Here is a 26,203-nt window from a genome sequence, read left to right as displayed (position 1 = left end):
TCATGCCGCGAACGCCGCGATCGGCACCCCTCGGGTGTCGGTGTCGACGGCGAACACACTGCCGGCGAGCGGCTCGCGCTCCAGCTGTTCCGGCGTCAGGCCGTCTCGGGCCGAGGTCACGAACAGCGCCCCGTCGGCGGCGAACGCGCAGCTCGACGGCTGGCTGACCGGCATCCGCACCGTCTGGGCGAGGCGACCCGCCGTGTCGTATCGATGCACCGCGGATGCACCCCAGACCGCCACCCACACGCAGTCCTCCTGGTCGACCGCGAGACCGTCCGGCAGTCCCTCGTCGACTGTCACGAACGGCTCGAACTCGCCGACCCCGCCGTCGTCGACATCGAACGGTGCGCGCATGACCACACCGGCCATGCTGTCGATGAGGAACATCGTGCGGGCGTCTGCCGACCACCCGAGCCCGTTCGGCAGGGTGAGACCTCGTCGAATCACCGTGCTCGACGTCCGTCCGTCCCACCGGTGCAGCGATCCCCGCCCCTCGGCGAAAGCAAGGTGGTTGCTGCCGGCCCACAAGCGTCCGAGCGGATCGCACTTGGCGTCGTTCATGCGGAGGTCGGGATCGGGCAGCACCGGATCCTCGATGACGAGCTCGCCGGCGACCGCATAGCCGAATCCCTCCGACGCGGCGACCGCGAAGCCCGGGTGGGATGCGCGTGGCGCGATCGCGCCGAGGTACGTGTCGAAGTCCCAACGCTCGGTCGCGCCGGCATCCAGGTCGCTCTGCAGCAGGGCGCCGGCGAGGATGTCGACCCAGCACAGCTCTCCGGTGCGCGGGTCGACCACCGGACCCTCACCCACGCGCGCGGTCGCACGCACGATCGCACGGACTCCCTGTGTTGATTCCTCGCCGCTCATGTCGTCTCCAGGTGGTGCATCGACTGAATTCTTCCTACGAACGACCGGCCGTCGTCGCAAGACTCAGCGTGATCGCGATCTGCGTCGACGCGGACGGCCCCAGGGCCAGCGTCGCCGACCTACCCGCTCCCGATGTCGCCGTGCTCGCGGGCTCGATGGCCATGATCCGCGCGCGCTGGAACCAGGGATGGCCGCGGGAGCCGTTCAGCTCCTGCCACCACCAGGCGTGGGGCAGGATCCGCGCATCCCACTCGACATTCACCGCGAGCGCCCGATCGAGATTCGTGATCGAGTACCACCCGGCCTCGAAGTCGGAGAGCCAGCCGAACCTGCGCACGGACTCGCCTGGCAGGGGGACCACACGCAGGTCGCTGGCATCGTCGGCCTCCGGAGTGTGCGGCCACTCCGAGCTGGGCAGGTTGTGCTCGTCGGGGTCGAGTGTGAACGACCGCGCGTCCGTGTCGACGCGGCACGCGCCGTCGAGAAGCGCGCCGCCGAAGGCGGGGTGACTGACGTAGTCGATGTCGATCCCGTCGCCGCTGAGATTGGTCAGCACATCGGACTGGACGAGGGTTGCACCCTCAACGCGCAGTTCGCGCTCGATCCTGACGGGAACGGAGAAGAGATCGAGCGACAGGCGGGCGCTCGAGTCGTCGCTCGCCTTGACCTGCCACGCCGAGACGGATGCCTCACCGTGGAACCCGACCTCGGTCGCGCCGAGCTTCCGGGGCGGGCCCGCGTTGGGACACAGGGTCTGCCATCCGCCGCGGTACTGCTCGAGCCAGCGGTCGGTCGGATCCACCGCACTCGGTGCCATGACACGGTTGCGGATGATGTCGGCACGGGCACGCCAGGGGGTGGATGCGAGGATGCCGGCGCCGGACCCGGCATCCGTGATCTGAAGGATGTCCGCGCCGCGCCCGGGGTCCAGGTCGACGCGGAGCAGGCGACTGCTCAGGGTGAGGGGCGTCATGCTCCCCCTCCCTCGCATCGGGGGCTGTGCCTCCCGATGTCGAGCGGTCGGATCCGGTCCGGGTATCGCGACACTGCGTCCTCCTGTGTTCGGACGGTATCAGCGAGCGCCGAGCTTCACGTCAAGGGATTGATCGATACCGTCGCTCGTGACTATGTTAACGATACCAACGCAAAGGAGCGCCATGAGTCCTACACGTCCGTCACGTCGCATCTCCGCCGTCACCGCCGCCTCGGCGATCGCCGCGGGGGTGCTGCTCGTTCCCGCGGTCCCGGCCGCGGCAACGGCATCCGGCCCGGCATCCGCCTCCTCGAAGGGTGACAGCTGCACGTTGGTCGACAGCACGATGAGCGCGGCGGCGTCCGTCAATGAGGCCAGGACCGCGGCCTTCGCCGAGTACGGCAACTCCGGAGTCGGCTGGACCGGCGGCGACAGCACGTACTCCCTGGTCCTCGAGGATGGGCGCCAGGCGTGGTTCTTCTCCGACACGTTCCTCGGGCCGGTCGATGCCGACCTCGGCCGCCCACTGTCGACGCCATTCCTCAACAACTCGATCGTGGTCGACGATGACGGCACCCTCGACACGGTCACCGGCGGAACGGATGACGCACCGGAGTCGATCATTCCTCCGACGCCGGAAGGCAACTGGCACTGGATCGGCGACCCCGAGCTGAACAAGAAGGGCGATGTGCAGATACCGCTCCTCCAGTTCGAACGCTTCGGTCCCGGGATGTGGGACTGGGGATGGTCGGCGAACCGGCTGGCGACCCTCGATGGGACGAGCCTCGAACTCGAGTCGATCACCGAGCTGCCGTCGGCGGTCGGCATCAACTGGGGCTCCTACACGCTGTCGGAGGGCAACACGACGTACATCTACGGGATCAACGACATCGAGGGAGTGCGGTCCGCGTTCGTCGCGCGTGCCAACGGAGGCGATCTCGCCACGAAGTGGAAGTTCTGGGACGGCAAGCGCTGGGCTCCGAACGAAGCGGATGCCGTGCCAGTCGCGTCGTACGTCGCCAACGAGTTCAGCGTGGAGCCCTACCGTGACGGGTATCTCATGGTCACGCAGGACACGAGCGAACTGTTCAGCACCCGCATCGTCGCCCAGGTCTCGTGCTCGCCGACCGGACCTTTCACATTCGCAGCGGAGTTGTACCGCACCCCCGAGACCGGCATCTTCGGCTCGTACGGCAATGCGAACGTGTTCACGTACAACGCGCATGAGCACCCCGAGGACCGCGACGGCGACACCTTGCTGGTGACCTACAACGTCAACAGCTTCGTCGGCGACGACCTGTATGACGACGTCACGATCTACCGCCCGCGCTTCGTCGACGTCGAGCTGACCATCACGCCGTGACCGGCAGAGGCGATGGGCCCGGTGCGGACCGGGCCCATCGCCGGGAGGATGACGAGATGACTCTTCGACCCAGCAGCCTTATCGCATCGGTGCGCGACCTCGGCGTGCAGTTCGCGGGCAATGACGTCGACATCACCGGCCAGGACGCGGTGACCTCTATCGAACTCCCGGGCTCAGAGACGTTCTGGGTGTTCGGCGATTCGGTCGAGGGACCCTTCGACTCGATCCGCGGATTCGAGCTGACGGAGGTGCTCTCGAACACGGGAGCGATCGTTCCGCTGCACGACATCGCCGACGGGGTGCAGCGCTTCCGGTATCTGACCGACGAGAGCGGCACGCGTGCCCGCCAGCTGATCGGCTTCATCCCGCCCGAGCACAAGTCGACGCAGCGCCTGTGGGCGATCCACGGAGTCCACACCGGCGGGCACCTGTACCTCTACTACCACCGCATCACGATGGATCCCGCCCTCGATGTGTTCGAGACGTTCACGCTGGACGGAATGGGCATCGCCCGCGGCGACGCCGATCACCACTTCGAACGGCTCACAGCGCCCGACGGCAGCTACGAATGGTGGAAGGGCGATCAGCCGGGGTTCGGTGTCTGGGTTCAGCGACACGGCGAGCATCTCTACCTGTGGGGCTCGATCCAGCCAGAGTCGAAGTCGGCCGGCGACATGTATCTCGCCCGGGTTCTGCCCGACCGGATCGAAGACCTCGCCTCGTACGAGTATCTGGTGTCCGCTCCCACGCTCGCGCGGCCCGATGCCGACGTGCGATGGGCGAAGACGTTCATGCCCACGGCGTGTCTCTTCTCGGATGTTCCCAACGAGATGTCGACGTCGTGGAACGACCATCTGGGGTGCTTCATCTCGCTCACCACGTATCAACGCGACAACATCCTCGTGATCCGCACCGCCCCTCAGCTGACGGGGCCCTGGAGCGAGCCGGAGGTGGTCTACCGGCCCGAGCGAACCTCCGAGGCGGCGCTCTTCAACGCCGGCAAGGAGCACCCCGAGTTCGCTCGCGAGGGTGGCAGGGTCACGTACATGACCTTCATCGACTCCACCGTCTACAAGCCCCACCTCATCGAGATCACGTTCGCGTAGCCGCGCGCGATGGCGATTCCGCGAGGAAGGGGCGCAGAACGTCTCGCGCGAATCGCTCCCCCATCAGTCGCTGGACGTCGGGGCCCGGATGCAGGTTGTCGGGCAGCGGCATCGCCGAGGCATCCTCAGGACCGTACAGACGGAGGCCGTCGAAGTGGCGCAGGTGCCGGTCGGTCGCGCTGCGGCGAGCGACGACGTCGGCGATCGCCGTGCGAATGGCCCGCAGCGACAGCTTGCCTTGGGCGACGTCGGCCTCGGTGCCTCCGGCGATCGACCATTCCTGCGTCCGGGTCGGATCCTGCACGGTGGGCCCTGCGGCCGACTCGACGGGTGCGCAGAGGATCGGCGAGATCACGACGATCGGAGTAGTCGCGTGGCCCTCCCGCAGGGTGTCGAGGAATCCGTCCAGCGCAGGGCGGAACGCCCGCATTCGCATGACGTCGCCGTTCACGAGGTTGATCCCGACCTTCATGGTGATGAGATCCGCGGCGTGATCGCGCATCGTGCGCGCGGTGAACGGGTCGAGCATGGCGCTGCCCGAGAATCCGAGATTCGTCAGATCGGCCCCCACGGTGAGCGCCGCAACGACCGGCCACGTGCCCGAGGTGCTGTCGGCGCGGTAGCCGTGGCTGATCGAGCTTCCGTGGTGGAGCCAGCGCACCGCGCCGCGCTTCTGCGGCGCGCGGACCGGCGCATCTGTGCGCAGCGCGAGCACCTCCACCGCATCGGTGTACGGAAGCCAGAGCTCGTACGCGGCGTCACCGGGCGGGAGGCCTTCGAACCGCACCGTGGCGGCGGGGCCGTCGACGACGCGGCCGCTCGGGTTCTCGAAGCTGAACAGGTACCGCGAACCGGCCACCGCACCGGATGCCGCGACGACCGCGCCCTCGGCGGTCAGCTCGTACACGCTCGGCGGGAGCGGGAAATCCACGTCCGGAGCCATCCGGCGCGCCGAGACATCGAGTTCGATCGTCGTCGCCTCGGTGCGGAAGGCGAGACGGATGCCGGCCGACTCCGCCGCGGTCTGGACCATGAACGTGTCGGGGACCTGCGCCCGCGCCCAGGCCGGCAGTCGGTGCGGCAGGATGCCGCGACTCGTGCGCTCGATCTCGACGGCGCCGCGCACATCGACCGCGTCGAGACCGACGTCGCGAAGTCGCCCGCTCACGTCCGGTCGACCACGCGGCCGTCGGCGTGCACGTCGACCAGTCGGTCCCCGACGCGGAGCCCGCGAAGCACGGCGGTCGGATCGATCGCCGCCACGCAGCCTTCCACGTGACCGATGCCCTCGAGGCCCGGCTGGGCGCCGAAGAGCGACTCGATGACGAGCGCCACGTAGGCACCCGACGACGAGCACGCCCAGTCATTGATGTACGGAAGCTGCGGCGGTGCCTTTCGCGCTCCGCCACCCAGGAGCGGTTGCGCTTCTTCGACGAAGTGCGCCTGACCGGGAGGACCCTGGTTCGCCGTCCGCGCCAGTCCCGGGAGCCACTCGAGCGCGACATCGGGGCGCCCCAGGGCCACCAGCGCGCGAGCCGAGTCGGCCGGCCACGCGGTGTACGCACCATTCCACTGATGGTCGGGTCGCACGCTGTACGACGCATCAGGATCCCACGGTGAGAGCGCGCGCAGCCACTCGGGCGTCTGCAGCTCCCGCTGGAAGAAGGCGACCATGTCGCCACGAGTCTGATCGTCGAGATCCTCGGCGATGGATGTGCCGACGATGTTGAAGTCGTAGCAGTGGCGCACCGGGAGTTTCGTGCCGTCCGGTTGACCAGCCGCGAAGTAGCCCTCGCCGGGGAGATAGAGCTCGAGCACCGCCGCGACGAGTTCATCGGCCTCGGCGCGCAGCTCGGCTGCGCCCGCGGCATCCCCCCGCCACTCCAGCACATCCGCCGTGGACCGCAGGTTCCAGACATTCGCGGCATTGAAGCTCGCGACCTCGTGGGTGTAGGAGCTCACGCACTCGAGAAGGTTCTCGATCTCGCCGTAGTCGGCGAGCTTCGATGTGCGGCGAAGTCCCTTCCAGGCGCGGGCCCAGAGCCGGAGGTGATCGAGCACCGTGCGATCGCCGCCCGGTTGTTCATCGAGGAACGCGTCGTCGCCTGTGAAGCGTACGTAGTCGCGCACGAGTCGCGTCATTGCGTAGTCGTTGACGGAGTACCACTGGCCGACCGGCCCGCCGGTGAGCGACGACGTGCCGAACAGGGTGTGGATGTCGCTCGTGATCCAGTGCGAGAGCTGCCGCTTCATCGGCGCCGGGTCGAGGAGCGCGTGCGTGACCGAACTCAGACTGTAGTCCCACAGGAAGGTCGTGGTGCCCCAGTAGCTGGGCATGAGGGTGTCGTAGGTGCGCCCCAGCACGTTGCCTTCGTAGTCGCGTCGGAAGTACAGGATGCCCAGGATGCCCCACCAGTAGAGGCGCCGCAGCGCTTCGGACGTCGTCTCGAGCACGGGCAGGTGACCTGAGAACTGCGTGTTGTCGGGAGTCACTGCGGCTTCGATCTGCGCGTCCCAGTACGCCTCGGCGGCCGCGATCGCGGCAGGGACGTCGGCGGCGACGCGGTCGAACGCCGTGACGGTCGCCTCTCGAGTGCGGCCCACGGCCTGCACGTAGCCGAAACGCGCCTCGTCGCCGGCGGCAACCTCGAGGAGCACGGTCACGTCGCCGCCGCGGCCCATCCCGCCGACGCCGATCGAGAACGCGTCTGAGGCGGGGGCCACTCCGCTCAGCCGCGCGGTTGCGGGCACGTCGACACCCTGCACGCTCCACGCGGTCTGCGCTGCGTCGGTGAAGAGCAGCCGAGAGCCGTCGACGGATGCCTCGTTCCGCGCGCCGGGCGACTCCGCCGCGAGCCACGCATCGCCGAGGGCGACCACGCGCGCCGCAAGGGAGAGCATGACCTCGACCGAGCGGCGCTCTGTGCCCGTGTTGCGCACACGGACGTCGATCGCGACAGCGGCTTCACCGGGGACGGCCACCGTCGTCGTCTCGAGTTCGAGCCCCGGCAGCCCTGCGCGACGCACCACCCGGTCGGGACGCCACTCGTGGGTGACCGGCGCTCCGTACGACCGGAAGATCCGTCCATCGACGAATGCCACTGCAGTCGCTGCAAGGCCCTGCGAGACGGGAGGGAACTGCACCGCTGTGATGGCGGTGAGGTCATGATCGACCCGCACGGTCCCGAGATTGTTCGTCAGGCCGGTCGGGGCCACCATGTCGTCGTAGTGGTGCGTGACCGGCGCAGCGGCGAGGTCGGCCACGGTCGGGATGTGGCGCGTCTGGGTGGACACGGACTGTCTCCTAGTACTGGCCGAGCGCGAGACCGCGCGCGAAGAACTTCTGCGTGAACAGGAACAGGATGACCGTGGGCAGCGATACGAGTACGGCAGCGGCGAGGACCGTCGAGATCTGGGCGCCGCCGTACGTGCTCTGCATGCCCGCGAGGGTGGTCACGATCGGCCGCACCTCGTCGGACTGCGTGAGCGTCAATCCCAGCAGCAGGTCGTTCCAGATGAACGTCGCCTGAAGGATGAAGATCGCCACGAGCGCACTCGATGCCATCGGCAGGTAGATCCGCGTGAAGATCCGCCACGTGGACGCGCCGTCCAGCACGGATGCCTCGAACACGTTGTACGCGACGCCGGTGAAGAAGTTGCGCATGACGAATGCCGAGAACGGGATCGAGATCGCCGTGTAGACGATGATCATTCCGAGCTGGGTGTCATACAGCCCGACCCGCGAATAGGCGTCGAACAGCGGGAGCAGGATCATCTGGAGCGGGAAGATCGTGCCCCCGAAGATGATCACGAACCACAGGAAGCCACGCTTCAGGCGCAGGGCCACGATCGCGTAGCCCGCAGCAGCACCGACGAGGACTGCGACGATCGGCGATATGACGGCGTAGATGATCGTGCTGACGACGCTGTCCGCGAGTCCCGAGAGCTGCAGGGCGTCGAGCATGTTCGGGATGAGGGCGAGCCCGTTGGGGATCCACGCCTCGCTCGAGACGAACTCGGCGGGCGACTTGCTCGCGTTGACCACGAGCAGATAGATCGGAAGGAGCCAGAACAGGCCCAGGATGATGAGGGTCGCAGTGCGGAGAATTCTGGACATGGTCACATCTCGTGCTTCTGGGAGAGCTGCTGGCGGAGGTAGAGCACCGACGCGACCAGTGTCACGACCGAAAGGAAGACGGCGATGGCCGACCCAAGCCCGTAGTCGCTGTTGACGAACGTCTCGCGGTACATCGTGAGCGCGAGCGTCTCAGAGGCACGCCCGGGCCCGCCGCGGGTCATCGACAGGACGATGTCGAACGTCTTGAGGCTCGCCACGATCGACAGGCCGACGACGACCGCGGTGAGCGGGCGCAGCATCGGCCACAGAATGCTGCCGAAGAGGCGGAGGCCGGTCGCTCCGTCGACGCGTGCGGCTTCGAGCGGCTCCTTGGGAATCGACTGGAGCCCGATCGTGAACAGGAGCGCGTTCACGCCGACACCCTGCCACGACGCCGCGAGGATCATGACGATCGTGTTGAGTGGCGCGTCCAGGAGCCAGCGCGGCGGATCGACGATCCCGACCGCTTCGAGCGCCTGGTCCAGCGCACCGTTCGCCGAGAGGATGAACGACCAGATGACGCCGACACCGATACCCGAAACCGCGTAGGGGATGAGGAACGGAAGACGCAGCCAGACGCCGCCGGGGAGATTCCATGTGAGCAGCGCGATCATGAGTCCCACGCCGACCGGGATGAGAAGCGTGCCGATCACCCAGAGCAGGGTGTTCAGCAGCGACCCGACGAAAGCCGGGTCTTCGAACATCTCGATGTAGTTGTCGATCCCGACCCATTCGGGGTCGCCCAGCCCGTTGTACTCCGTGAAGCTGAGGAAGGTGGTCCACAGCAGCGGCAGGTAGAGCAGGACGGCCACCAGGAACACGCCCGGGGCGATGAAGCCCCGGGCGGAACCCTGATATGGCGTCCTTCGGCGGGATGGGCGGCCGGGGCTCCGGGTGGAGGCCTCCGTCCGCTCCCGCTCAGGTGTGTGAAGGACGGCCACGCGACTTACTCCTGGTCGGCCCAGTAGCTGTCGGCCTCGGCCTGGATGGCCTCGAGGAACGGCAGGGGGTCACCGGGGTTGGCGTTGAATGCGCCGAACTGCTCGAGCGCCACCGTGAGGATCGGCGTGGGCGTCGCCTCGAAGTAGCGCGTGACCAGCTCATGGTTTCCATCGGCGACCGTGGTGCCGAGGTCGGACAGCATCGGGTCGTTGACAGTCGCGAGCGGGTTGAACGCGACGTCGCCGCGCGCGGCGTTCCACGCCGTCTGCGCCTCGGGCGAGATCCACCACTCCGAGTAGGCCAAGCCGAGGTCCTTCTGCGGCGAATTCTCTGCGACGCACAGCGGACCAGTCTCGACGGCGACCGGTGTCGTGCCGAGGTTCGGGTTGACCGCAGGGATGACGAACATGTCGTAGTCCTCGCCGGAGACCATCCCGGCGCCGTCCAGCGAGCCGTTGAAGAACGACCCGAAGTTGATCATGGCGAACTCGCCTTCCTTGAGGCCGACGGCCGGGTCCATCGTGCTCCCCGCGTCGCTGAACCAGCCCTTCTCGTGCTGGTCGAGCCAGATGTCCATGATCTCGACGATCTCGGGGTCGGTGTACTTGACATCGCCGGTCGAGAGGCCCCGGTACAGGTCGGGGTCGGTGCCCGCGACGAGCTGCTGGAACCACTGGAACGTGAACAGCACGCTCGTCTGGTAGTACGGAGTCACACCGGCGTCCTTGAGCGTGGTCGCGGCGGCGTCGAGCTCCTCCCACGTCGTGGGCTCATCGATGCCGTACTCCTCGAAGATGTTCTTGTTGTAGTACATGACCCAGTAGGCGATGTTCATGGGAACGCAGTACTGCTTGCCATCGTAGGTGTACTCGTCGCGCAGTCCCTCGGTCGCCCAGCCCTCCTCGACTGCCGTCGTCCAGAGGTCGGTTGTCTCGGCGACGAGGCCCTCGTCGACGATCTGCTTGAGGGCGTCGCCGGTGTGCCAGGTGAACAGGCCGGGGCTCTTCTGGGTGCGGAAGGACTGCTTGATGAATGCGTCGTACTGCGCGGCATCCGAGTAGCCGGTCGTATTGAGGGTGATGTCGACGTCTTCTTCGCTGGTCGCGTTCAGCTCGTCGAAGTCGGGTTCCCAGGCGGCCTTGTCGGTGTAGAAATCGAGTGTGCCGGTCGTGGCCTCGGCCTCTTCACCGCCGCCACCGCCACCGCCGGCCGAGCATCCTGCGAGCAGCAGCGTGGCTGACGCGAGGGTGGCAAGACCCGCCCCGATCATGCGTCGTGACTTCATTGGAACTCCCTTGTCCAGGATTGGTATCGTTACCAACAGCCGTCCTCACGGTATCAACTCGTGGGAGCAGGTGCAAGGCCGGCTGCCGGCTGCGGCGAGGGCGCCGCAGTGCTGTGATGAGTGTTGAGTTGTCGGTCGTGCGTGTTCAGTTGTGAGGCCGGCGACACTCAGTCGTCGGTTGTCCGGGTTCCCCGCACGTACGCCTTCACTGTCGCGAAACGCTCGCTGCGCGAATTCGGCGTGCGGCGGACCACGTAGGGCCCGACCGCCGCGGGGACGATGAAGGTCTCCGCATAGTGGACCGTGTAGGGGGGGAAGGCGTCGGTGGGGCTGACGACTTCGACTTCATCCCCCTCGACGAGGTTGAGCACATTGACCGTGCCCTCCGTATCGTGGGCGGCCGATTGGTCGAACCAATGACGACGCGTCTCGATGAACTCGAGCTCGTGCAGCCCCGTGCGCTCCTCGACGAGACCGGACTCACGACGGATCTCTTCGACCTGGCCGACGAGATTGCGGTCGACCCAGTCGGCGTCGCGGTCCCACTGGATGTTCTTCACGCCGTGATCGAGATGCACTGGACGCGGGATGCCATCGAGACCGACGCGACCCCAATCCCACAGCTTGAAGGTGAAGATATAGGGCGTCGCCGAGATCTCGAGCACCATCGAATTCGCTCCGGAGCAGTGCACGGTGCCCGCGGGGATCGCGAAGTGGTCGTGCTTGCGAGCGGGATACGTGTTGATGTACTTCTCGGCATCGAACGGGTGCTCGCCGTCTGTCGCCGCGCGCAGTGCCGCGACCATCTCTTCCGGATCGACGTCGTTCCTGACTCCGAGGTACACGACGGCGTCGTCGCCGGCGTCGAGCATGTAGTAGCTCTCGTCCTGCGTGTACGACATGCCGAACGTGTCGCGGATGTAATCGGTGAGGGGATGCACCTGCAGCGAGAGGTTCCCGCCGCCCATCGTGTCGAGGAAGTCGAATCGGATCGGGAACTCCGCGCCGAATCGAGCGAACGTGCGCTCGCCGAGCAGCGCCCGAGGCTGGCTCAGCACGAGGTCCATCGCAGGCACCTCGACAACGCGGCCACCCGCTTCGAGCAGCAGCGAGTTCTCCTCGGGAACGCAGTCGAAGCACCACGCGTAGTTCTGGGGGGTGGGGTCGAGATCGAGCGTCGACTTCATCCACTGACCGCCCCACACCCCGGGATCGAAGAACGGCACGACACGGAACGGGCCGGTCGTCGCGGCAGCGAGCGCGCCGCGGAAGTCATCACCGAGCACGGCGCCCGCTCCCTCCGGGGCGGCATTGCCGTCGACGACGAAGTCGACGCGTTCGAACATGTCGCGCTTGTGGCGGTCGGCCGTGCGCCACTCGACGAAGAATCCGCGCTTGTACTTGCGCAGGATGTCGAGGTCTCCGTTGCCCGCGCGCCAGTTGCCCGCGCCCGCGCGCTGGCGCTGCTGGATCTCCCACCGCGCCATGTCGACGAGGACGAGCACGTCGGCGTCACGATCCGCGGCGAGGTCGGCACCCCAGCCGACGAGCACGACCGGGCCGGTGCGCTCGCCGATGCGCTCGCGCAGGGCATCCCGTCGATCGACGTCGTAGAACTCGTCGAGCTCGAAGTGACTCATGACGCCGAACACGCGGTCGCTCGTCAGATTCCGCGCGATCAGCGCCTCGATCGCCTCGGGTGTCGCACCAGCGGCGTCTTCGACATCGATGATCTCGATGCCGGGCAGAGCCGACTGGATGCGCGCGATCAGGCTATCGACGTCCCCGCCGGGGTAGACATCGACCGCGATGACGGGCCGCTCGGCGCGCGACTTCGCGAGGTCCATCGCCGCGCGCCACGCCTCGTCGCCCACGAGGATCTCACTGCCCGCAGGCAGCGGGACGGTGGGCAGCTTCACATAGCTGCTCCCATCGTCGAGCATGTAGTCCTCGAGCGGGACGCCCCGCGAGTCAACGGTCGTCATGACTTTCCTTCACTGGTCTTGCTGCCGTCGAGGTCGATGGCGAGGGTGGCGACTCCCCGCAGGACCGAGGTCGCGGGATCGTCGGGTACGACAAAGGGGGGCCGATACGAGGACGACCAGAGGTTCTCGTGCACGCTCTCGCGCAGAGACGGCAGGATCGTCTCGGCCGAGCGCATGACACCGCCGGTGACGACGACCACCTCCGGGTCGAAAGCGTGGCAGTGCGTGACGATCGCAGCAGCCCACGCAGCGATGTACCGGTCGAGAAGCGACGCCGACTCGGGCTCATCGCCGGTCTCTACGAGATCGCGGATGCCGATCGAGCCGTGCGAGGCGAGCCGATCCGAGAGCCCGGGACCGAGGGCGATGCGCTGGGCCAGGGCATCGGCAGTGAGAGCCCAGGTGCTCGCCAGCGCCTCGGCGCAGCCGATGTTGCCACACATGCATCGCGGGCCCGACACGTCGACGGTGACATGACCACCCAGGATGCCGCCATGCCCATGGCTTCCCCGGACGATCCGGCCGTCGACGACCGCTGCGGTGCCGATGCCGGTGCCCAGGATGATCAGGGCGGCGTCACGCGCGCCCCGCGCACTGCCGTCTGCAATCTCGCCGATGAGTGCCGCGCGGGCGTCGTTCTCGACGACGGCGGGCGCTCCGAATCGTCCGACAGACCACGCCGGCAGATCGACACCGTGCAGGTCTGCGTACTTGCCGTGGGCGGCGAGGAGGCGATTGCCCGTCTCGTCGACGATTCCCGGGACGGCGACGCCGACGGCGTCGGGCTGAACGCCCGTCAGGAGTGAGTCAACGCTGCGGGCAACCGAGTCGAGGTCGACCCGACCACTCTCGATGGGGGCCTCCTCGACGGCGACGAGGCGAAGGCCGTCGAAGACGCCGATCTTGACGGAAGTTCCGCCGAAGTCGATCGCCGCGATGCGCATGCTTCCTCCGCCTCATTGTGGTGGATCCAGGTGGTAACGTTACCATAGCTCATCGGTTGCCGCGCCGCAAGATCTCGTCCCGCAGATCAGACGTGCACGGCGCGACCGACGCGCACCGGCATCTCGACCACCCTGGGTGGGTCCTGCGCTCTATCGCCCCCGTCGAGTCGCGACAGCAGCAGCCGGGCGGCCTCCCGTCCCAGCTGACGCGCGTCGTGGTCGACGATCGTGACCGGAACGGGCATCAGCTCAGCGAGTTCGAAGTCGTCGAAGCTCACGATCTCGGGCATGTCGGCCGCGCGGGCACCCGCGCGAAGACGGCGGCCGATCTCGCGGAGCGCACCGACGCTGTTGCGGTTGTTCGCCGTGAAGATGGCCGTCGGTGGCAGATCGTGGTCGAGAAGGCGTTTGGTGGCCTCCCCCGCCGAGGCGGATGCCGCATCCTGCTGCTCTCGCACGATCAGCTCCGGATCCAGTTCGACCCCGCGCTCCGTCAGCGCGCGCTCGAATCCTTCGAAGCGACGGCCGCCCGTGAACGCCGAACCCACGTTGCCGAGGTACCCGATCCGCGTGTGGCCGGCGTCGAGCAGGGCACGCGTGCCCCGGTACGCTCCGCCGACGTCGTCCAAGAGCACGACATCGACGTCGAGCCCGTATATGCGACGCGACGCGAGCACCAGCGGCATGTCGCCCAGTCGCTCGGGCATGAGGTGCTCCGTGGGGCCGCCCGCGGGAACGAGGATGAGTCCTTCGACCTGTCGCCCCTTGAGGTCGGCGACGAGCTGGCGCTCCCGGGCGGACTCGCCCCCGGTGTTGCCGAGGATGATGCGACGCCCGGTCTCGGTCACGACCTCCTCGACCCCCAGCGCGAAGTTCCCGTAGTAGGGGTTGCCGAGGTTCGTGATCGCGACGCCGATGAGCCCGCTCGATTGGCCGGGCCGCAGACTGCGTGCGTTCTCATTGCGGTGATAGCCGAGTTCACGCACGGCCGCGCGGACCTTCTCCTGCGCTTCGGGACTGACGTTGGCACCGCCGGCAAGGGTGCGCGATACCGTCATCGGGCTCACACCGGCGCGCAACGCGACCTCTTTGACGGTCGGCTTCTTGCTCGCTCCGGTCGCACCGGACATATCGATCCCCTCCCTCCCGACGCGGTTTCACGGTAGCGGATGCAACGGCCGTCGTCCGGTGGAACCCGACGGTGGGCGGCAGCGGCGCGACGGTGATCCCCCGCGTGGGCGTCGGGCACTCCCGCCACTGACTGAGCTTCTCTGCGTCAGCACACCTCTGCGTCATCGACATTGCTGCCGATGCTTCCCAACGCCCGAGTGAGAATCCTCACTTCGTCTTCGTCGAGGTGATCGAGCACGCGGCGACGCGCACTCTGAAGATGACTGGGCCACGCGCGGCGCAGTCGCTCCAGCCCCTTGTCGGTGAGCACGACATCGGCCCCTCGCCCGTCGGTCGCCGACCGTTCACGGGCGACGAAGCCGAGCTGTTCGAGGCGGATCACGGTGCGTGTCGCACCGCTGATGGTCATCCACAGTCGCGCGGCGAGCTCGTTCATGCGCGCTCGATGACCGTCGGTCTCAGCGAGATAGGCGAGCGCGAAGTATTCGGTCAGCGGCAGGTCTTGATCGCGCCGCAGGTCAGCATCGAGCGCGCGCGGCACGACGTTGATGACGCGTGCGAGCGCTTGCATCAGCGCCTTTTCCTCGGGGCTCATCGTCGTCCTTCGATCTCTCATAGCCTCGATTGTACTTGAGCCGTCAAGTATCTGATATGGTTGACCAGTCAAGTACACGACGGCGAACAAGATTCGAGATGGGCGCACCGAGAAGATGAACGCGAGTAAGAGCAAGATCGCAGTGGTCACGGGCGCGGCAAGCGGCCTGGGCAAGGACATCGCCGCAGGCCTCGCCGCCCAGGGCTACACCGTGTATGGAACGACACTCTCCGACACCGAGGTCCCGGTCGCTCAGGACGTGCACCTGGAGCGCGTGGACATCACCGATGCCGCCGCCGTACAAGCGTGGGCGGCCGAGGTCAGGGCGCACACGGGCGGCCGCGTCGATCTGCTCATCAGCAACGCGGGCATTCTCACTCCTGGTCCACTCGAAGTGCTGTCGCTCGAGGAGATTCGTCGCGAGTTCGAGGTGAACACGTTCGCTCCGCTCACCGTGATCAACGCTTTCCTGCCGCAGCTGCGCGAAGGCCGAGGGCGCATCGTGCAGATCAGCTCGATATCGGCGGCATTCCCGATGCCGTTCAACGCTCCGTCGGCAGCGTCGAAAGCTGCGGCCGAGGCGCTCATGGTCGCTTACCGTGCAGAACTCCACCGTTTCGGCATCGACGTCACGATCATCCAGCCGGGCAGCATGCTCACGGGGGGACCCGCGAAGTCAGCCGCCTTGGTGTCGCAGCTGAACGAGGCATTCACGCCCGAGCAAGAGGCGCTCTACGGCGACGCATTCGCCAGATTCGCCGCCGGCTTCAACAGCGGGCAGGCGAACGGCATGCGTTCCGAGGTTGCTGCAGGACAGGTCATCGACATCGCCGAGCGGCAGCCGGCCGCGAGCATCGTCACCATCGGAGACGATGCCGCTCGAATCGCGCACGCGATTCGCACGTCCACCCCCGAGCAGCTCGACGCGATGCGCGTGAGCCTGACCTGATCCACCACCAAGAGAAAGAGAAGAGTCATGATCGAGATCTTCGACCCCGCCGACGAGCGCGCCGTGCGCAACAAGAACAACCTCATCGCCTTCTACGACCAGGCGATCAACGCGAAGAACCCGGTTGAAGCCGCCAACCGGCTCGTGGCCGAGGGCTACATCCAGCACAATCCTCAGCTGCCAGACGGTGCCGCCGGTCTCGGCGCAGCATTCGCTGCACTCACCGCCCAGCGCAAGAACGCGCGCGTGGTGATTCACCGCATCATCGCTTCAGGCGACTGGGTGTGGGCGCACGTGAACTTCTTGAACCTCTACACCGACGACCCGACCGACCTGGGCGTCGCCGGCGTCGACATCTGGAAGATGGATGCCGATGGCACCGCCCTCGAGCACTGGGATGTCCTGCAGCCGGTGGCCGCGGAAGTGAGCCCGGTCAACGGGCACGGCATGCTCTGATCCGCATGCGTGATGCGCTGGAGCGACGGAACGTGTCGCTCCAGCGCATCTCGTACGCGACTCGCCCACGTACAGAAAAGGACTCTCGTGGACTACGGACACCCACTGAAGTTCGGCGCGTTCGTCACGCCGACGAACGTCACCCCGCAAGCACCCGTTGAGACCGCCCAGCTGGTGGAGTCGCTTGGATACGACCTCGTGACGTTCCAAGACCACCCCTACCAGGCTTCCTTCCACGACACGTGGACGCTCATGTCCTATGTCGCGGCGCGTACCGACAGCATCCATGTCGCTCCGAATGTCATGAATGTGCCGCTGCGCAACCCCGCCGTCGCGGCGAGGGCTGCAAGCAGTCTCGATCTGCTGTCGGGCGGACGCATAGACATGGCGCTCGGGGCTGGGGCGTTCTGGGACGCCGTCGTCTCCATGGGCGTTCCTCGACTCACTCCCGCACAATCAGTCACCGCACTCGAAGAAGCCATCGATGTGATGCGCGGCATCTGGGATGCCGGAAATCGTGCCCCGCTTCGCCTCGACGGCACCGTACACAGCGTTGCGGGAGCAAAACGCGGACCACTCCCCGCGCACGACATCCCGATCTGGATCGGAGCGCTCAAGCCGCGCGGCCTGCGTCTGATCGGCCGCAAGGCCGACGGCTGGCTGCCTTCCTACGGCTATATGAAGCCCGGAGACTTCGCCACGGGCAACGCCACCATCGACAGAGCTGCGAGGGCGGCAGGACGTGATCCTCGGGAGATCCGTCGGTTGCTGAACATCACGGTGCCGCAGACCGGGCTCGACGGGTGGGCGGAGAGTCTCGCTGCCCTCGCCATCGAAGATGGCGCAAGCACCTTCATACTCGCCACCGACAATCCCCTCGCCCTTCGGGTCTTCGCTGAGGAGGTGATGCCTGCCGTACGCGAGATGCTCGACGCCGAACGTGCACGGATGGGCATCGACGTCGGCGAGCCGAGGAAGGCCGCCGCACTCGCGCAGCGGCGCGGGGGCATTGACTACGCTTCGGTACCCACAGGCGTGCGTGTTGTCGAACCCGGCGATTTCGACTACGCCAACGTGAAGTCGACATACATGCGCGGCGGCTCACCCGGGCTCGTGCTGCAGCCGAAGACGATCGACGAAGTCATCGACAGCGTCGCCTTCGCCCGACGGCACAGCCATCTGCCCCTCGCGATTCGCAGTGGCGGCCATGGCATCAGCGGCCGCAGCACCAACGACGGCGGCCTGGTCATCGACCTGCGTCATCTCAATACGATCGACGTCATCGACCGCGATCAGCGCACTGTGCGCATCGGACCGGGCGCTCGGTGGCTCGACGTCGCGGTGGCGCTCGCACAGGAAGGGTGGGCTCTCAGCTCGGGCGACTACGGCGGTGTCGGCGTCGGCGGCCTGGCAACTGCGGGCGGGGTCGGGTGGCTCGCACGAAAGCAAGGGCTGACCATCGACCATCTCATCGCGGCCGACATCGTGCTGGCAGACGGTTCGCTGGTGCACGCAAGCGCCATGGAGAACAGCGACCTCTTCTGGGCGATTCGGGGCGCGGGCGCGAACATGGGCATCGTTGTCAGCTTCGACTTCGCTGTCGAGGAGGTCGGCGACGTGGGCTTCGCCCAACTCGGGTTTCAGCCGAGCGACCTCGGAGACTTCCTGCAACGCTGGGGAGCCACCATGGAGGGGTCGCCACGGGATCTCACCACCGAGCTCGTCGTCACGCGCGGCACACCCACCACTCCCCGCGGCGTACATGTGATGGGGGTCGTCGACTCGGACGACCCTGATGAGATCGTCCGTCAGTTGCAGCCTCTCGCTGAGATCTCGCCCTTGATCAGTCAGTCCGTGCAGCTCGTGCCCTACAGCGCGGTCATGGCCAACGCCGACCCGGCCCCGCACTCCGGCCAGGGGGAACCCGCATCCGCCTCGGGCCTGATCGATCACATCACTCCCGACGTCGCTGAGGCGCTCGCGCGATTCATCGACACCGGCGCCAGCCCATTCGTGCAGATCCGGTGCGTGGGCGGGGCCGTGTCAGATGTGCCTGATGACGCGACCGCTTACGCGCATCGCTCGGCGAACTTCGCCATCAGCGCCGGCGGAGCGCACCGTGAACGTCTCGCGCAGGAATGGGCGAAACTCAAGCCCTATCTGAGTGGCACGTACCTGAGCTTCGACTCCTCGCTGGACCCGGCGAGAATTCACGACGCGTTCCCGCCGGCCACACTGACACGACTGCGCGAAATCAAGAGAAGAGTCGATCCCGAAGGCCTGTTCCGCGACAACTTCTCGATCATCCCGACCTCGGCAACGTAGGACGCGCGCGGTGCACGGCGCGAGAGACAGCCGCGTTCTCCGGCGTTCCGGTCGAGTCGACGTCAGATTCCGCGCTCCGATCGCGCGCCGATCCACGCGACCGCGGCGTCTGCCAGTTCGTCGACGGATGCCGTGACGTCGAGCACGACCGCTGTCTCGTCGGGTGCGATCGGCTCGAGGGTCGCCAGCTGCGAGGCCAGCAGGGCGGGCGGCATGAAGTGACCGCGTCGGCCCGCAGCGCGCTCGGCGAGCAGCTCCGCGGTGCCGGTGAGATGCACGAACACGACGTCGGGCGCATGGGCGCGAAGCCTGTCGCGGTACACACGCCGCAGCGCAGAGCACGCTACGACGATCCCGCCGTCGGCGTCGGCGATCGTGCGGCCGACGTCGTCGAGCCAGGGCCACCGGTCCTCATCGGTGAGCGGGACACCCCCGCGCATCTTCGCGCGGTTGGACTCGGGGTGCAGGTCGTCGGCGTCGCACAGGGGAATCGCGAGTCGCTGCGCCAGCGCGATCGCAACCGAGCTCTTGCCGACGGCCGAGACCCCCATCACGACGACCCGCGGCGCCGCTGCTGCGTCGTGAGAGCACCGCATGGGGGCTGGCGCCTCGGTCATCACTCGAACATACCGAAGCACATGTCGCAATGGCAGTCGGTTGACATTTCCTGACCGCGTCTCGCTCGCCTCCGCTCAGCACGGTAGCTCCGGAACGAGCAGGTGGGCCGGAGCAATCTGGCAATCGGTTGCGCGACGCGCCCGATTGTGGGAAGGTGCGACGGGACGACAACGCCGACGAAGGAGTAGCGAGCGATGGCGCGACCGAACTTCCTGTTCATCTCCACCCACGACATCAACCCGCACCTGGGATGCTACGAAGGCGTGTGGCCGGGAGCTGAGCAGGCGGTCACCCCACGACTGGACGATCTGGCGAGGTCCGGTGTGCGCTTCGACACCGCGCTGGCCGCCTCTCCTGTGTGTGCGCCGTCGAGATCGGCGATCTTCACCGGGGCCTATCCGACGAAGGTCGGAACGATGCACATGCGGGCGAATGCGGTCCCGCCGCCGGAAGTCGAGCTCGTGCCTGAGATCCTGCGGCGGGCGGGGTACTTCACCACCAACAATTGGTTCACCGACTTCCAGTTCGATGTTCCACCGACCGCCTTCGACTACTGCAGCGACGACGCGCACTGGAGGGACCGCCCTGATCCGTCGATGCCGTTCTTCGCCGCGTTCCACAGCCTGATCACTCACGAATCCAAGCTCTACGAGACCGGCGCCGCGCTCGTGGACGCGAAGTCCCAGGTGCCACCCGATGCACGTCAGGATCCCGCGGCGGTGCAGCTGCCTCCGTACTATCCCGACACGGCCGAGTTCCGCACGGCGTGGGCCAACTATCTCGACCTCATCGCCGCCATGGACCACTGGGTCGGTCGTCTGCTGGACCAGCTCGATGCGGACGGCCTGCGCGAGAACACCGTCGTGATCTTCTGGAGCGACCACGGCATCGGCATGCCCGGGGGCAAGCGCTGGGCAGCGGAGGCGGGGCTGCGTGTACCGCTGATCGTCGGTTGGCCGGCGGCGATCGCCGGGGGTCGCGCGAGGACGGACGTCGTCGAGACGCTCGACCTGGCAGCCACGGTGCTGTCGCTCGCGGGCCTGGACGTCCCCGCGTACATGGACGCGGCTCCGTTGTTCACGCAAGATGGCCAGGACCTCGTCAGCGACGGTCTCGCGTTCGGAGCGCGCGATCGCATGATGGACGACGAGGACACGTCGCGCACGGTCCGCGACGTCCAGTATCGCTACACGCGCCATCTCCATCCTGACCGCTCGCCGCTGCAGTACGGCAAGTATCCCGACCAGTTCCCCCCGACCCGGCAGCTCCGGCAGATGCGATACGCGGAGGCTCGTCAGCTCGCCGACGGCGAGCTTCCGAGCCTGCTCTCGCCACCTCAGAGACGTCTGGTCGCCACGACGAAGGACCCCGAAGAGCTCTACGACCTCGTCGCCGATCCGCATCAGACGACGAACCTCGCGTCACGCCCGGAATACGCGGCCGTGAAGTCAGGTCTCTCTCGCGCGCTTGACGACTGGATCGATGCGACGGGAGACCTGGGGCTGATCGACGAGTGCCAATTGATCGCCCGGTGGAGCCCCGACGGCGCCCGCCCCCGGACGAACGCTCCGGTCGCCGTCTCCACCGACGAGGGCATCCATCTCACGTGCGCCACCGAGGGCGCCTCCATCGGCTGGAGGCTCGACGCGCCCGACCGTCGCCCCCCGCAGGACTTCGAAACGCGATTGGGCCAGCGCATTCAGCTTGATTCGCCGTGGAACGTCTACACCGCCCCGATCCCTCCCGACGTGGGACGAGTGTGGACGCGCGCGTGGCGCCTCGGGTTCGAAGCCAGCGAGACGGTCGAGATCGGGTGATCGAGCGGCTGCCAGGCCGCCATTCACCCTGCGTGACGGTGGGCTATGCCCGCGTGGCCGACGCTGCTTCCGATACCGCGTGCCGGAGCGGCTCGCCTCGGCGATGCCGTTCGATCTCGTCGCGGACCAGCTCGCCCAACCGCCAGCGTTCCTGCCCGTGTGAGCCCGCGGTGTGTGCGGTCAGGAACACATTGGGCAGGGCACGCAGAGGTGACGTCAGAGGCAGCACCTCGTCCTCGGTGACATCCAGCACCGCTGTGAGGTCGTCGCGCTCTCGCAGGACCTCGACGAGAGCGCCTTCGTCGACGACCGCGCCACGAGCGGTGTTGAGGAAGACACCCCCCTGCTTCATCGAGCGCAGCAGGGCGCCGTTGATCATGCCCCGCGTCTGGTCGAGGAGCGGAAGGTGACAGCTGACCACGTCACTCGAGGAGAACACCTCGGCGAGGCTCGCCGGGGTGACACCGCTCAGACCCGCATCGCGGGGATCGAATGTGGGGTCGTGGGCGATGACGTTCAGGTCGTGGGCCCGCAGGCGCTCGACCACGAGCCGGCCGATCGCTCCGAGCGCGACGAGCCCGACCGTGCGGCGATACGCACCGGCGATCGACGACCGGGCGGGCGGCGGCCAGGGCGCGCCGCGTGACATCTCCCTCGCAATGCGATGCGAGTTCTTCAAGGCGAGCACCGTCTGCGCGACGGTGTACTCGGCGACGGGGATCGCGTTGGCCGCGGCCGCGCTGACGATGGGGATGCGGCGAGCCCAGAAGTCGTCGGTCACGATCCCGCGGATGCTGCCGGCCGCCATCAGGACGAGCTTCAGCCTTGGCGCGTGACCGAGCAGCCGGTCGTCGAGCACCGGCGCCCCCCATCCGACCAGGAGGTACTCGACGTCAGCGAGAAGGCCGGGGTTCGCCAAGAGGAAGGCGCGATCGACCGGCGGGTGCACCCATCGGCATTCGCGTTCGATCGCCGCGACGACATGCTGCGGGTAGACCTCCTCGCGTGAGGCGGTCTCCATGACGACGAGCGCCGACGCGCGGTCACGGGCTATCACCGTCATCCGGCCTCCGCGGCCGCGAGCGCGAGATATCGCTCCCGACGCGCCTGTTGACGATCGGGGTCCGCCACGGGCGAGGCCAGCAGCAGCTTACGCGAATAGGGATGCTGGGGACTGCTCGTCACCTGTGTCGCGGGCCCCTCCTCGACGATCGCGCCCTTCAGCATGACGGCGACGCGGTGGCTCAGATGCGCGACGACGTCCAGGTCGTGCGAGATGAACAGGTAGGACACACCGGTGTCACGCTGGATCTGGAGCAGAAGGTCGAGCACGCGCGCCTGTGTCGACAGATCGAGTGCGCTGACCGCTTCGTCGCAGACGATCAACCGCGGCGACATGACGAGCGCTCGCGCGATCGCAATGCGCTGCCGCTGGCCGCCGCTGAACTCACGCGGTCGACGATGGGCGCTGTCTGCCGGCATCCCAACGTGATCGAGGGCCTCCTGCACCCGCATGCGCGACTCGTTCTTCCCCATCCCCTGCACCCTCAGAGGCTCGGAGAGGATCTCGACGATCGTCATCGACGGGTTCAGCGACGTGTACGGATCCTGGAACACCACCTGGATGTCGTTGCTGAGCGACCGGCGCTGCCGTCGTGTCGCGTGCGTGATGTCCTTGCCGTCGAAGATCAGCCGTCCCTCGTGAACGGGGACCAGCCCGAGCACCGCCCGACCCAGGGTCGTCTTGCCTGAGCCGGACTCGCCCACGAGGCCGAGCGTCTGGCCCGCCTCGATCCTGAGGTCGATGTCGGAGAGCGCGCGGAAGGGCTTGGCGTAGAAATGCTTGCGCGGATACTCCACGCTCACACTCTCCAAGTCGAGAAGCGGCGAGCCGGCCTGGCCTGCGTCACTCATCACCTTCCCCCTCCTGGATCGAGTGCGGCGACGGTGGAAGCAGCATGGTCATGGGCGGCTTGCCCTCCAGTACGGAATCCAAGAGCTGGCGGGTGTACGCCTCGCGCGGCGCGGTGAGCACCCCGCGGACGTCCCCCTGCTCCACGATCTCTCCAGCCTTCATGACCACGACACGATCGCAGATGTCCGCGACGACGCCGAAGTTGTGGGTCACCAGCAGGACGCCCATGTCGAGTTCGTCGCGCAGCCGCCGCAGGAGTGCCAGCACCTCGGCCTGAACCGTGACATCGAGCGCGGTGGTCGGCTCGTCTGCGATGAGGAGGTCCGGCTTGCAGCTGACCGCCCCGGCGATGAGCACGCGCTGCGCCATGCCCCCCGAGATTTCGAAGGGATATGCCGACATCGTGCGCTTCGGGTCTCGGATCCCGACCGTGTCGAGCAGTTCCAGCGCGCGCTTCTTGGCCTCGGATCGCGAAATACCGAGCACGCGCACCATAGGCCGCACGAGTTGGTGCCCCACCGTGAAGTTCGGGTCGAGGTTGCTCATCGGCTCCTGCGGGACATACGCGATCCGGGCCCCGCGCAGCGCCTGCACCGCGCCGGCGGAACCGAGACGCCCTCCGGGCCGGACGAGGAAGTCCTGCCCGAATCGGACGTATCCGTGGTCGATCGAGGCGCCACCGGGGAGCAAGCCGAGGATGGCGAACGCCGACTGCGACTTGCCGGAGCCGGACTCGCCCACAACCCCGACGACTTCCCCGCGGTTGACATGACAGGTGAAGTCCTTGACCACCGTCTTCTGCCTGCCGCTGGGTTCGGTGTAAGAGATCCGCAACCCCGAAACGTCGAGCAGGGCGTCGGGATTCGCCTGGTCGCGCTCGGCGTCATCGGCCGCGGGCGCGGTGGACGGGTGCTCCAGCGTGCTGTCGGCCGCGGCGAGCGCCTTCTTCCGCGCGCGCGTCGACACCGTCGGAGAGTCCTCGAGCGCATCCCGGATGGCGCTGCCGAGCACGATGAACGAGCCGACGGTCAGCGAGATGATCAGCCCCGGCCAGAAGGCGAGCATCGGAGCCGTGTAGATGTTGAGGAAGCCCTCGCTGAGCATCGCACCCCAGGTGGGCACGTTGGGTTCGCCCAGGCCGAGGAACTCGAGTCCGGCCTGAATCGAGATGGCCACGCCGCACAGGAGGGCCACCTGGATGACCAGCGGCGCCCGGACCGCGAAGAGGACGTGCCGTCCCACGATGCTGAGATCGCTGAGCCCCGAGACCCTCGCCGCATCGACGTAGAGTTCGTTTCGCACGGCTCGCACCGTTGTGCGGGTCAGTCGGAAGAGCCCCGCCGACATCATGATCCCGAAGACGGTCATCGAGATCCAGACGGACTTGCCCAACGACGCGCTCGCCGCGAGGAGCACGATGATCGCGGGCAGCGACATCAGGATGTTCGTCGCCCAACTGGCGACCGCGTCGAACCAGCCGCCGAAGTACCCGGCGCTCAGCCCGGTGGGCAACGCGATGATCACTGCGACGCTGGCCGCGAGCGCTGCCGCGAGGAGGGTGCTGCGCGCGCCGATGATCAGTCGGCTGAGGATGTCTCGCCCCGCGCTGTCGGTTCCGAGGAGATGTTCCGGGCTCGGGCCCTGGAAGGCAAGGCTCAACTGGGCGAAGTTCGGATCGTACGGTGCGAGCCACGGCCCGAAGATCGCCGCGAGGACGACGAGCAGCAGGAAGCTCATCGAGAAGGCCCCGAGAGGGTTCTTCAGGATCCGCAACAGGAGACCCGAGCGAATGCGGCGCGGCGTTGCCGGTACCGCCGGTGAGGTCAGTTCATCGGGGATGGTCATGCGACGCGCGCCTTCGGATTGAGCCAGCCGACGAGGAGATCGACCAGCAGGTTCACAATGATCACGACGAGTACGACGTAGACGAGCACGCCCATGAGCAACGGCATGTCACCGATGATCGACGCCTGCAACGCCAGGAAGCCGACGCCGGGGAGGGCGAAGATCTGCTCGATCACCACTGCGCCGCTCAGCATGTTGATGAAGTGAAGCGACAGGATGGTCAGGCCCGCCGGCGCAGCGGCCCGGAGGACGTGACGATAGAGGATCTCGTTGCGCGACAGGCCCCTGCTTCGCAGTGTCCGCACCCAATCCATGCTCAGCATGGAGATCATCGAGCTCCTGATCTGCTGAGCAGTGGACGCGATCGCACTGATGGCCAGGGCGATGACGGGAAGAGTGAGCGAGTAGATCCAGGGGCCGATCCCGTCGGCGATCGGCTCGTAGCCGATGGCGGGGAACCAGCCCAGTTGAATCGCGAACACCGTCACCAGGGCGACGGCCATGACGAACTGCGGCACCGCGTCACCGGCGATCGCGACACCCTGAAGCGAGCGGTCGATCGCGCCGCGCCTGACGGCCGCCGTGACGCCCACCAGCACAGCGACGATCGCCGTCACGATGGTCGTCAAGACCACGAGCGAGAGGGTCACCGGCAGTCGCAGCAGGATGCTGTCGAGGACGGGCTGGCTTGTGAACCACGACGTGCCGAAATCACCCGTGAGCGCCGCCGAAAGCCAGTCGAAGTAGCGGTCGACCAGAGGCTGGTCGAGCCCGAGCTCGACTGTCTTCTGCTGGACCTGCTCTTCGGTGGCGACCTCCCCGAGAATGTTGCGTGCGACGTTCTGCGACGAGAAGTAGAGCATGAAGAAGGCCAGGGTCGAAACCACGAAGAGGACCGCGATCCCGGATACGGCCCGTCGGATCAAGAAGAGAAGCATGAGTGTCAATCTGATTCCGAGGCGTG

At 67.1% G+C, this 26,203-nt stretch carries 22 protein-coding genes; 6 read left to right on the top strand and 16 right to left on the bottom strand.

The genetic code is table 11. The features are described 5' to 3' along the window. Together ABD663_RS13275 and ABD663_RS13270 are read right to left on the bottom strand one after the other, a co-directional pair. Entirely contained in the window at positions 1-873 is an 873-nt protein-coding gene (locus tag ABD663_RS13275; protein WP_344739333.1) for an SMP-30/gluconolactonase/LRE family protein, read from the bottom strand. Between the two features lie 34 nt (positions 874-907). Further along, the gene (locus ABD663_RS13270) at positions 908-1,846 is read right to left on the bottom strand and encodes a DUF4432 family protein (RefSeq protein WP_344739331.1); all 939 of its coding nucleotides are present in this window, start codon (positions 1,844-1,846) and stop codon (positions 908-910) included. 184 nt (positions 1,847-2,030) lie between these two features. On the opposite strand from ABD663_RS13270, the gene ABD663_RS13265 reads away from it, so the two are divergent. Both ABD663_RS13265 and ABD663_RS13260 read left to right on the top strand, forming a co-directional pair. Then, a complete protein-coding gene (locus ABD663_RS13265) occupies positions 2,031-3,209 on the top strand; it encodes a glycoside hydrolase family 183 protein (RefSeq protein ID WP_344739329.1) in 1,179 nt (392 codons plus the stop codon). Between the two features lie 56 nt (positions 3,210-3,265). Next, complete coding sequence (locus ABD663_RS13260; protein WP_344739327.1) at positions 3,266-4,315, top strand: DUF4185 domain-containing protein; 1,050 nt, start codon at positions 3,266-3,268, stop codon at positions 4,313-4,315. On the opposite strand, the gene ABD663_RS13255 is transcribed toward ABD663_RS13260, so the two are convergent. The 9 genes from ABD663_RS13255 to ABD663_RS13215 form a co-directional block, all read right to left on the bottom strand. Further along, positions 4,302-5,483, bottom strand: coding sequence for a GDSL-type esterase/lipase family protein (locus ABD663_RS13255; RefSeq protein WP_344739325.1), 1,182 nt, complete (start codon positions 5,481-5,483; stop codon positions 4,302-4,304). The two genes, ABD663_RS13260 and ABD663_RS13255, sit on opposite strands and share 14 nt — an antisense overlap. After that, the gene (locus ABD663_RS13250; RefSeq protein ID WP_344739323.1) at positions 5,480-7,609 is read right to left on the bottom strand and encodes a glucosidase family protein; all 2,130 of its coding nucleotides are present in this window, start codon (positions 7,607-7,609) and stop codon (positions 5,480-5,482) included. Before ABD663_RS13250 ends, ABD663_RS13255 begins: the two co-directional genes overlap by 4 nt. A gap of 10 nt (positions 7,610-7,619) precedes the next feature. Beyond that, the gene (locus ABD663_RS13245; protein ID WP_344739321.1) at positions 7,620-8,432 is read right to left on the bottom strand and encodes a carbohydrate ABC transporter permease; all 813 of its coding nucleotides are present in this window, start codon (positions 8,430-8,432) and stop codon (positions 7,620-7,622) included. 2 nt (positions 8,433-8,434) lie between these two features. Continuing rightward, the gene (locus tag ABD663_RS13240; protein ID WP_344739318.1) at positions 8,435-9,244 is read right to left on the bottom strand and encodes a carbohydrate ABC transporter permease; all 810 of its coding nucleotides are present in this window, start codon (positions 9,242-9,244) and stop codon (positions 8,435-8,437) included. 134 nt (positions 9,245-9,378) lie between these two features. After that, positions 9,379-10,659: an ABC transporter substrate-binding protein gene (locus ABD663_RS13235; RefSeq protein WP_344739316.1), complete on the bottom strand. Its 1,281-nt coding sequence runs from the start codon at positions 10,657-10,659 to the stop codon at positions 9,379-9,381. Positions 10,660-10,826: 167 nt separating this feature from the next. Continuing rightward, on the bottom strand, positions 10,827-12,644 hold the full coding sequence (locus tag ABD663_RS13230; RefSeq protein WP_344739314.1) for a class I mannose-6-phosphate isomerase: 1,818 nt from the start codon (positions 12,642-12,644) through the stop codon (positions 10,827-10,829). Continuing rightward, the gene (locus ABD663_RS13225) at positions 12,641-13,588 is read right to left on the bottom strand and encodes an ROK family protein (RefSeq protein ID WP_344739312.1); all 948 of its coding nucleotides are present in this window, start codon (positions 13,586-13,588) and stop codon (positions 12,641-12,643) included. The genes ABD663_RS13230 and ABD663_RS13225 overlap by 4 nt, the downstream gene beginning before the upstream one ends. Positions 13,589-13,674: 86 nt before the next feature. Next, entirely contained in the window at positions 13,675-14,718 is a 1,044-nt protein-coding gene (locus ABD663_RS13220; protein ID WP_344739310.1) for a LacI family DNA-binding transcriptional regulator, read from the bottom strand. Positions 14,719-14,864: 146 nt separating this feature from the next. Next, positions 14,865-15,314, bottom strand: coding sequence for a MarR family winged helix-turn-helix transcriptional regulator (locus ABD663_RS13215; protein WP_344739308.1), 450 nt, complete (start codon positions 15,312-15,314; stop codon positions 14,865-14,867). 115 nt (positions 15,315-15,429) lie between these two features. Between ABD663_RS13215 and ABD663_RS13210 the strand changes: the two genes are divergently transcribed. From ABD663_RS13210 to ABD663_RS13200, 3 genes are all read left to right on the top strand, one after another. Then, positions 15,430-16,263, top strand: coding sequence for an SDR family NAD(P)-dependent oxidoreductase (locus tag ABD663_RS13210; RefSeq protein ID WP_344739306.1), 834 nt, complete (start codon positions 15,430-15,432; stop codon positions 16,261-16,263). A 27-nt stretch (positions 16,264-16,290) separates the two neighbouring features. Next, complete coding sequence (locus ABD663_RS13205) at positions 16,291-16,719, top strand: nuclear transport factor 2 family protein (protein WP_344739304.1); 429 nt, start codon at positions 16,291-16,293, stop codon at positions 16,717-16,719. 87 nt (positions 16,720-16,806) lie between these two features. Further along, complete coding sequence (locus ABD663_RS13200) at positions 16,807-19,044, top strand: LLM class flavin-dependent oxidoreductase (RefSeq protein WP_344739302.1); 2,238 nt, start codon at positions 16,807-16,809, stop codon at positions 19,042-19,044. Positions 19,045-19,106: 62 nt separating this feature from the next. Here ABD663_RS13200 and ABD663_RS13195 read toward each other — a convergent pair whose 3' ends face one another. Further along, positions 19,107-19,661, bottom strand: coding sequence for a gluconokinase (locus ABD663_RS13195; protein WP_344739300.1), 555 nt, complete (start codon positions 19,659-19,661; stop codon positions 19,107-19,109). A gap of 195 nt (positions 19,662-19,856) precedes the next feature. On the opposite strand from ABD663_RS13195, the gene ABD663_RS13190 reads away from it, so the two are divergent. Beyond that, the gene (locus ABD663_RS13190) at positions 19,857-21,479 is read left to right on the top strand and encodes a sulfatase family protein (protein WP_344739298.1); all 1,623 of its coding nucleotides are present in this window, start codon (positions 19,857-19,859) and stop codon (positions 21,477-21,479) included. 43 nt (positions 21,480-21,522) lie between these two features. Here ABD663_RS13190 and ABD663_RS13185 read toward each other — a convergent pair whose 3' ends face one another. Genes ABD663_RS13185 through ABD663_RS13170 form a run of 4 tightly spaced genes read right to left on the bottom strand, consistent with a single transcriptional unit; the run spans position 21,523 to position 26,177 of the window. Beyond that, positions 21,523-22,542 (bottom strand): hydroxyacid dehydrogenase, encoded by a 1,020-nt coding sequence (locus ABD663_RS13185; protein WP_344739296.1) that lies wholly within the window; start codon positions 22,540-22,542, stop codon positions 21,523-21,525. Next, on the bottom strand, positions 22,539-23,393 hold the full coding sequence (locus ABD663_RS13180; RefSeq protein ID WP_344739294.1) for an ATP-binding cassette domain-containing protein: 855 nt from the start codon (positions 23,391-23,393) through the stop codon (positions 22,539-22,541). Before ABD663_RS13180 ends, ABD663_RS13185 begins: the two co-directional genes overlap by 4 nt. Next, positions 23,386-25,239 (bottom strand): ATP-binding cassette domain-containing protein, encoded by a 1,854-nt coding sequence (locus ABD663_RS13175; RefSeq protein WP_344739292.1) that lies wholly within the window; start codon positions 25,237-25,239, stop codon positions 23,386-23,388. Before ABD663_RS13175 ends, ABD663_RS13180 begins: the two co-directional genes overlap by 8 nt. Next, positions 25,236-26,177 carry an ABC transporter permease gene (locus tag ABD663_RS13170; RefSeq protein WP_344739290.1) on the bottom strand — a complete coding sequence of 314 codons (942 nt, stop codon included), beginning with the start codon at positions 26,175-26,177 and terminating at the stop codon, positions 25,236-25,238. Before ABD663_RS13170 ends, ABD663_RS13175 begins: the two co-directional genes overlap by 4 nt. Positions 26,178-26,203 lie beyond the last annotated feature (26 nt).

Origin of the sequence: Microbacterium awajiense (assembly GCF_039536545.1) — a bacterium.
In the GTDB taxonomy this organism is placed as follows: Bacteria; Actinomycetota; Actinomycetes; order Actinomycetales; family Microbacteriaceae; genus Microbacterium; species Microbacterium awajiense.
This window is presented reverse-complemented; position numbering and strand designations above follow the sequence as displayed.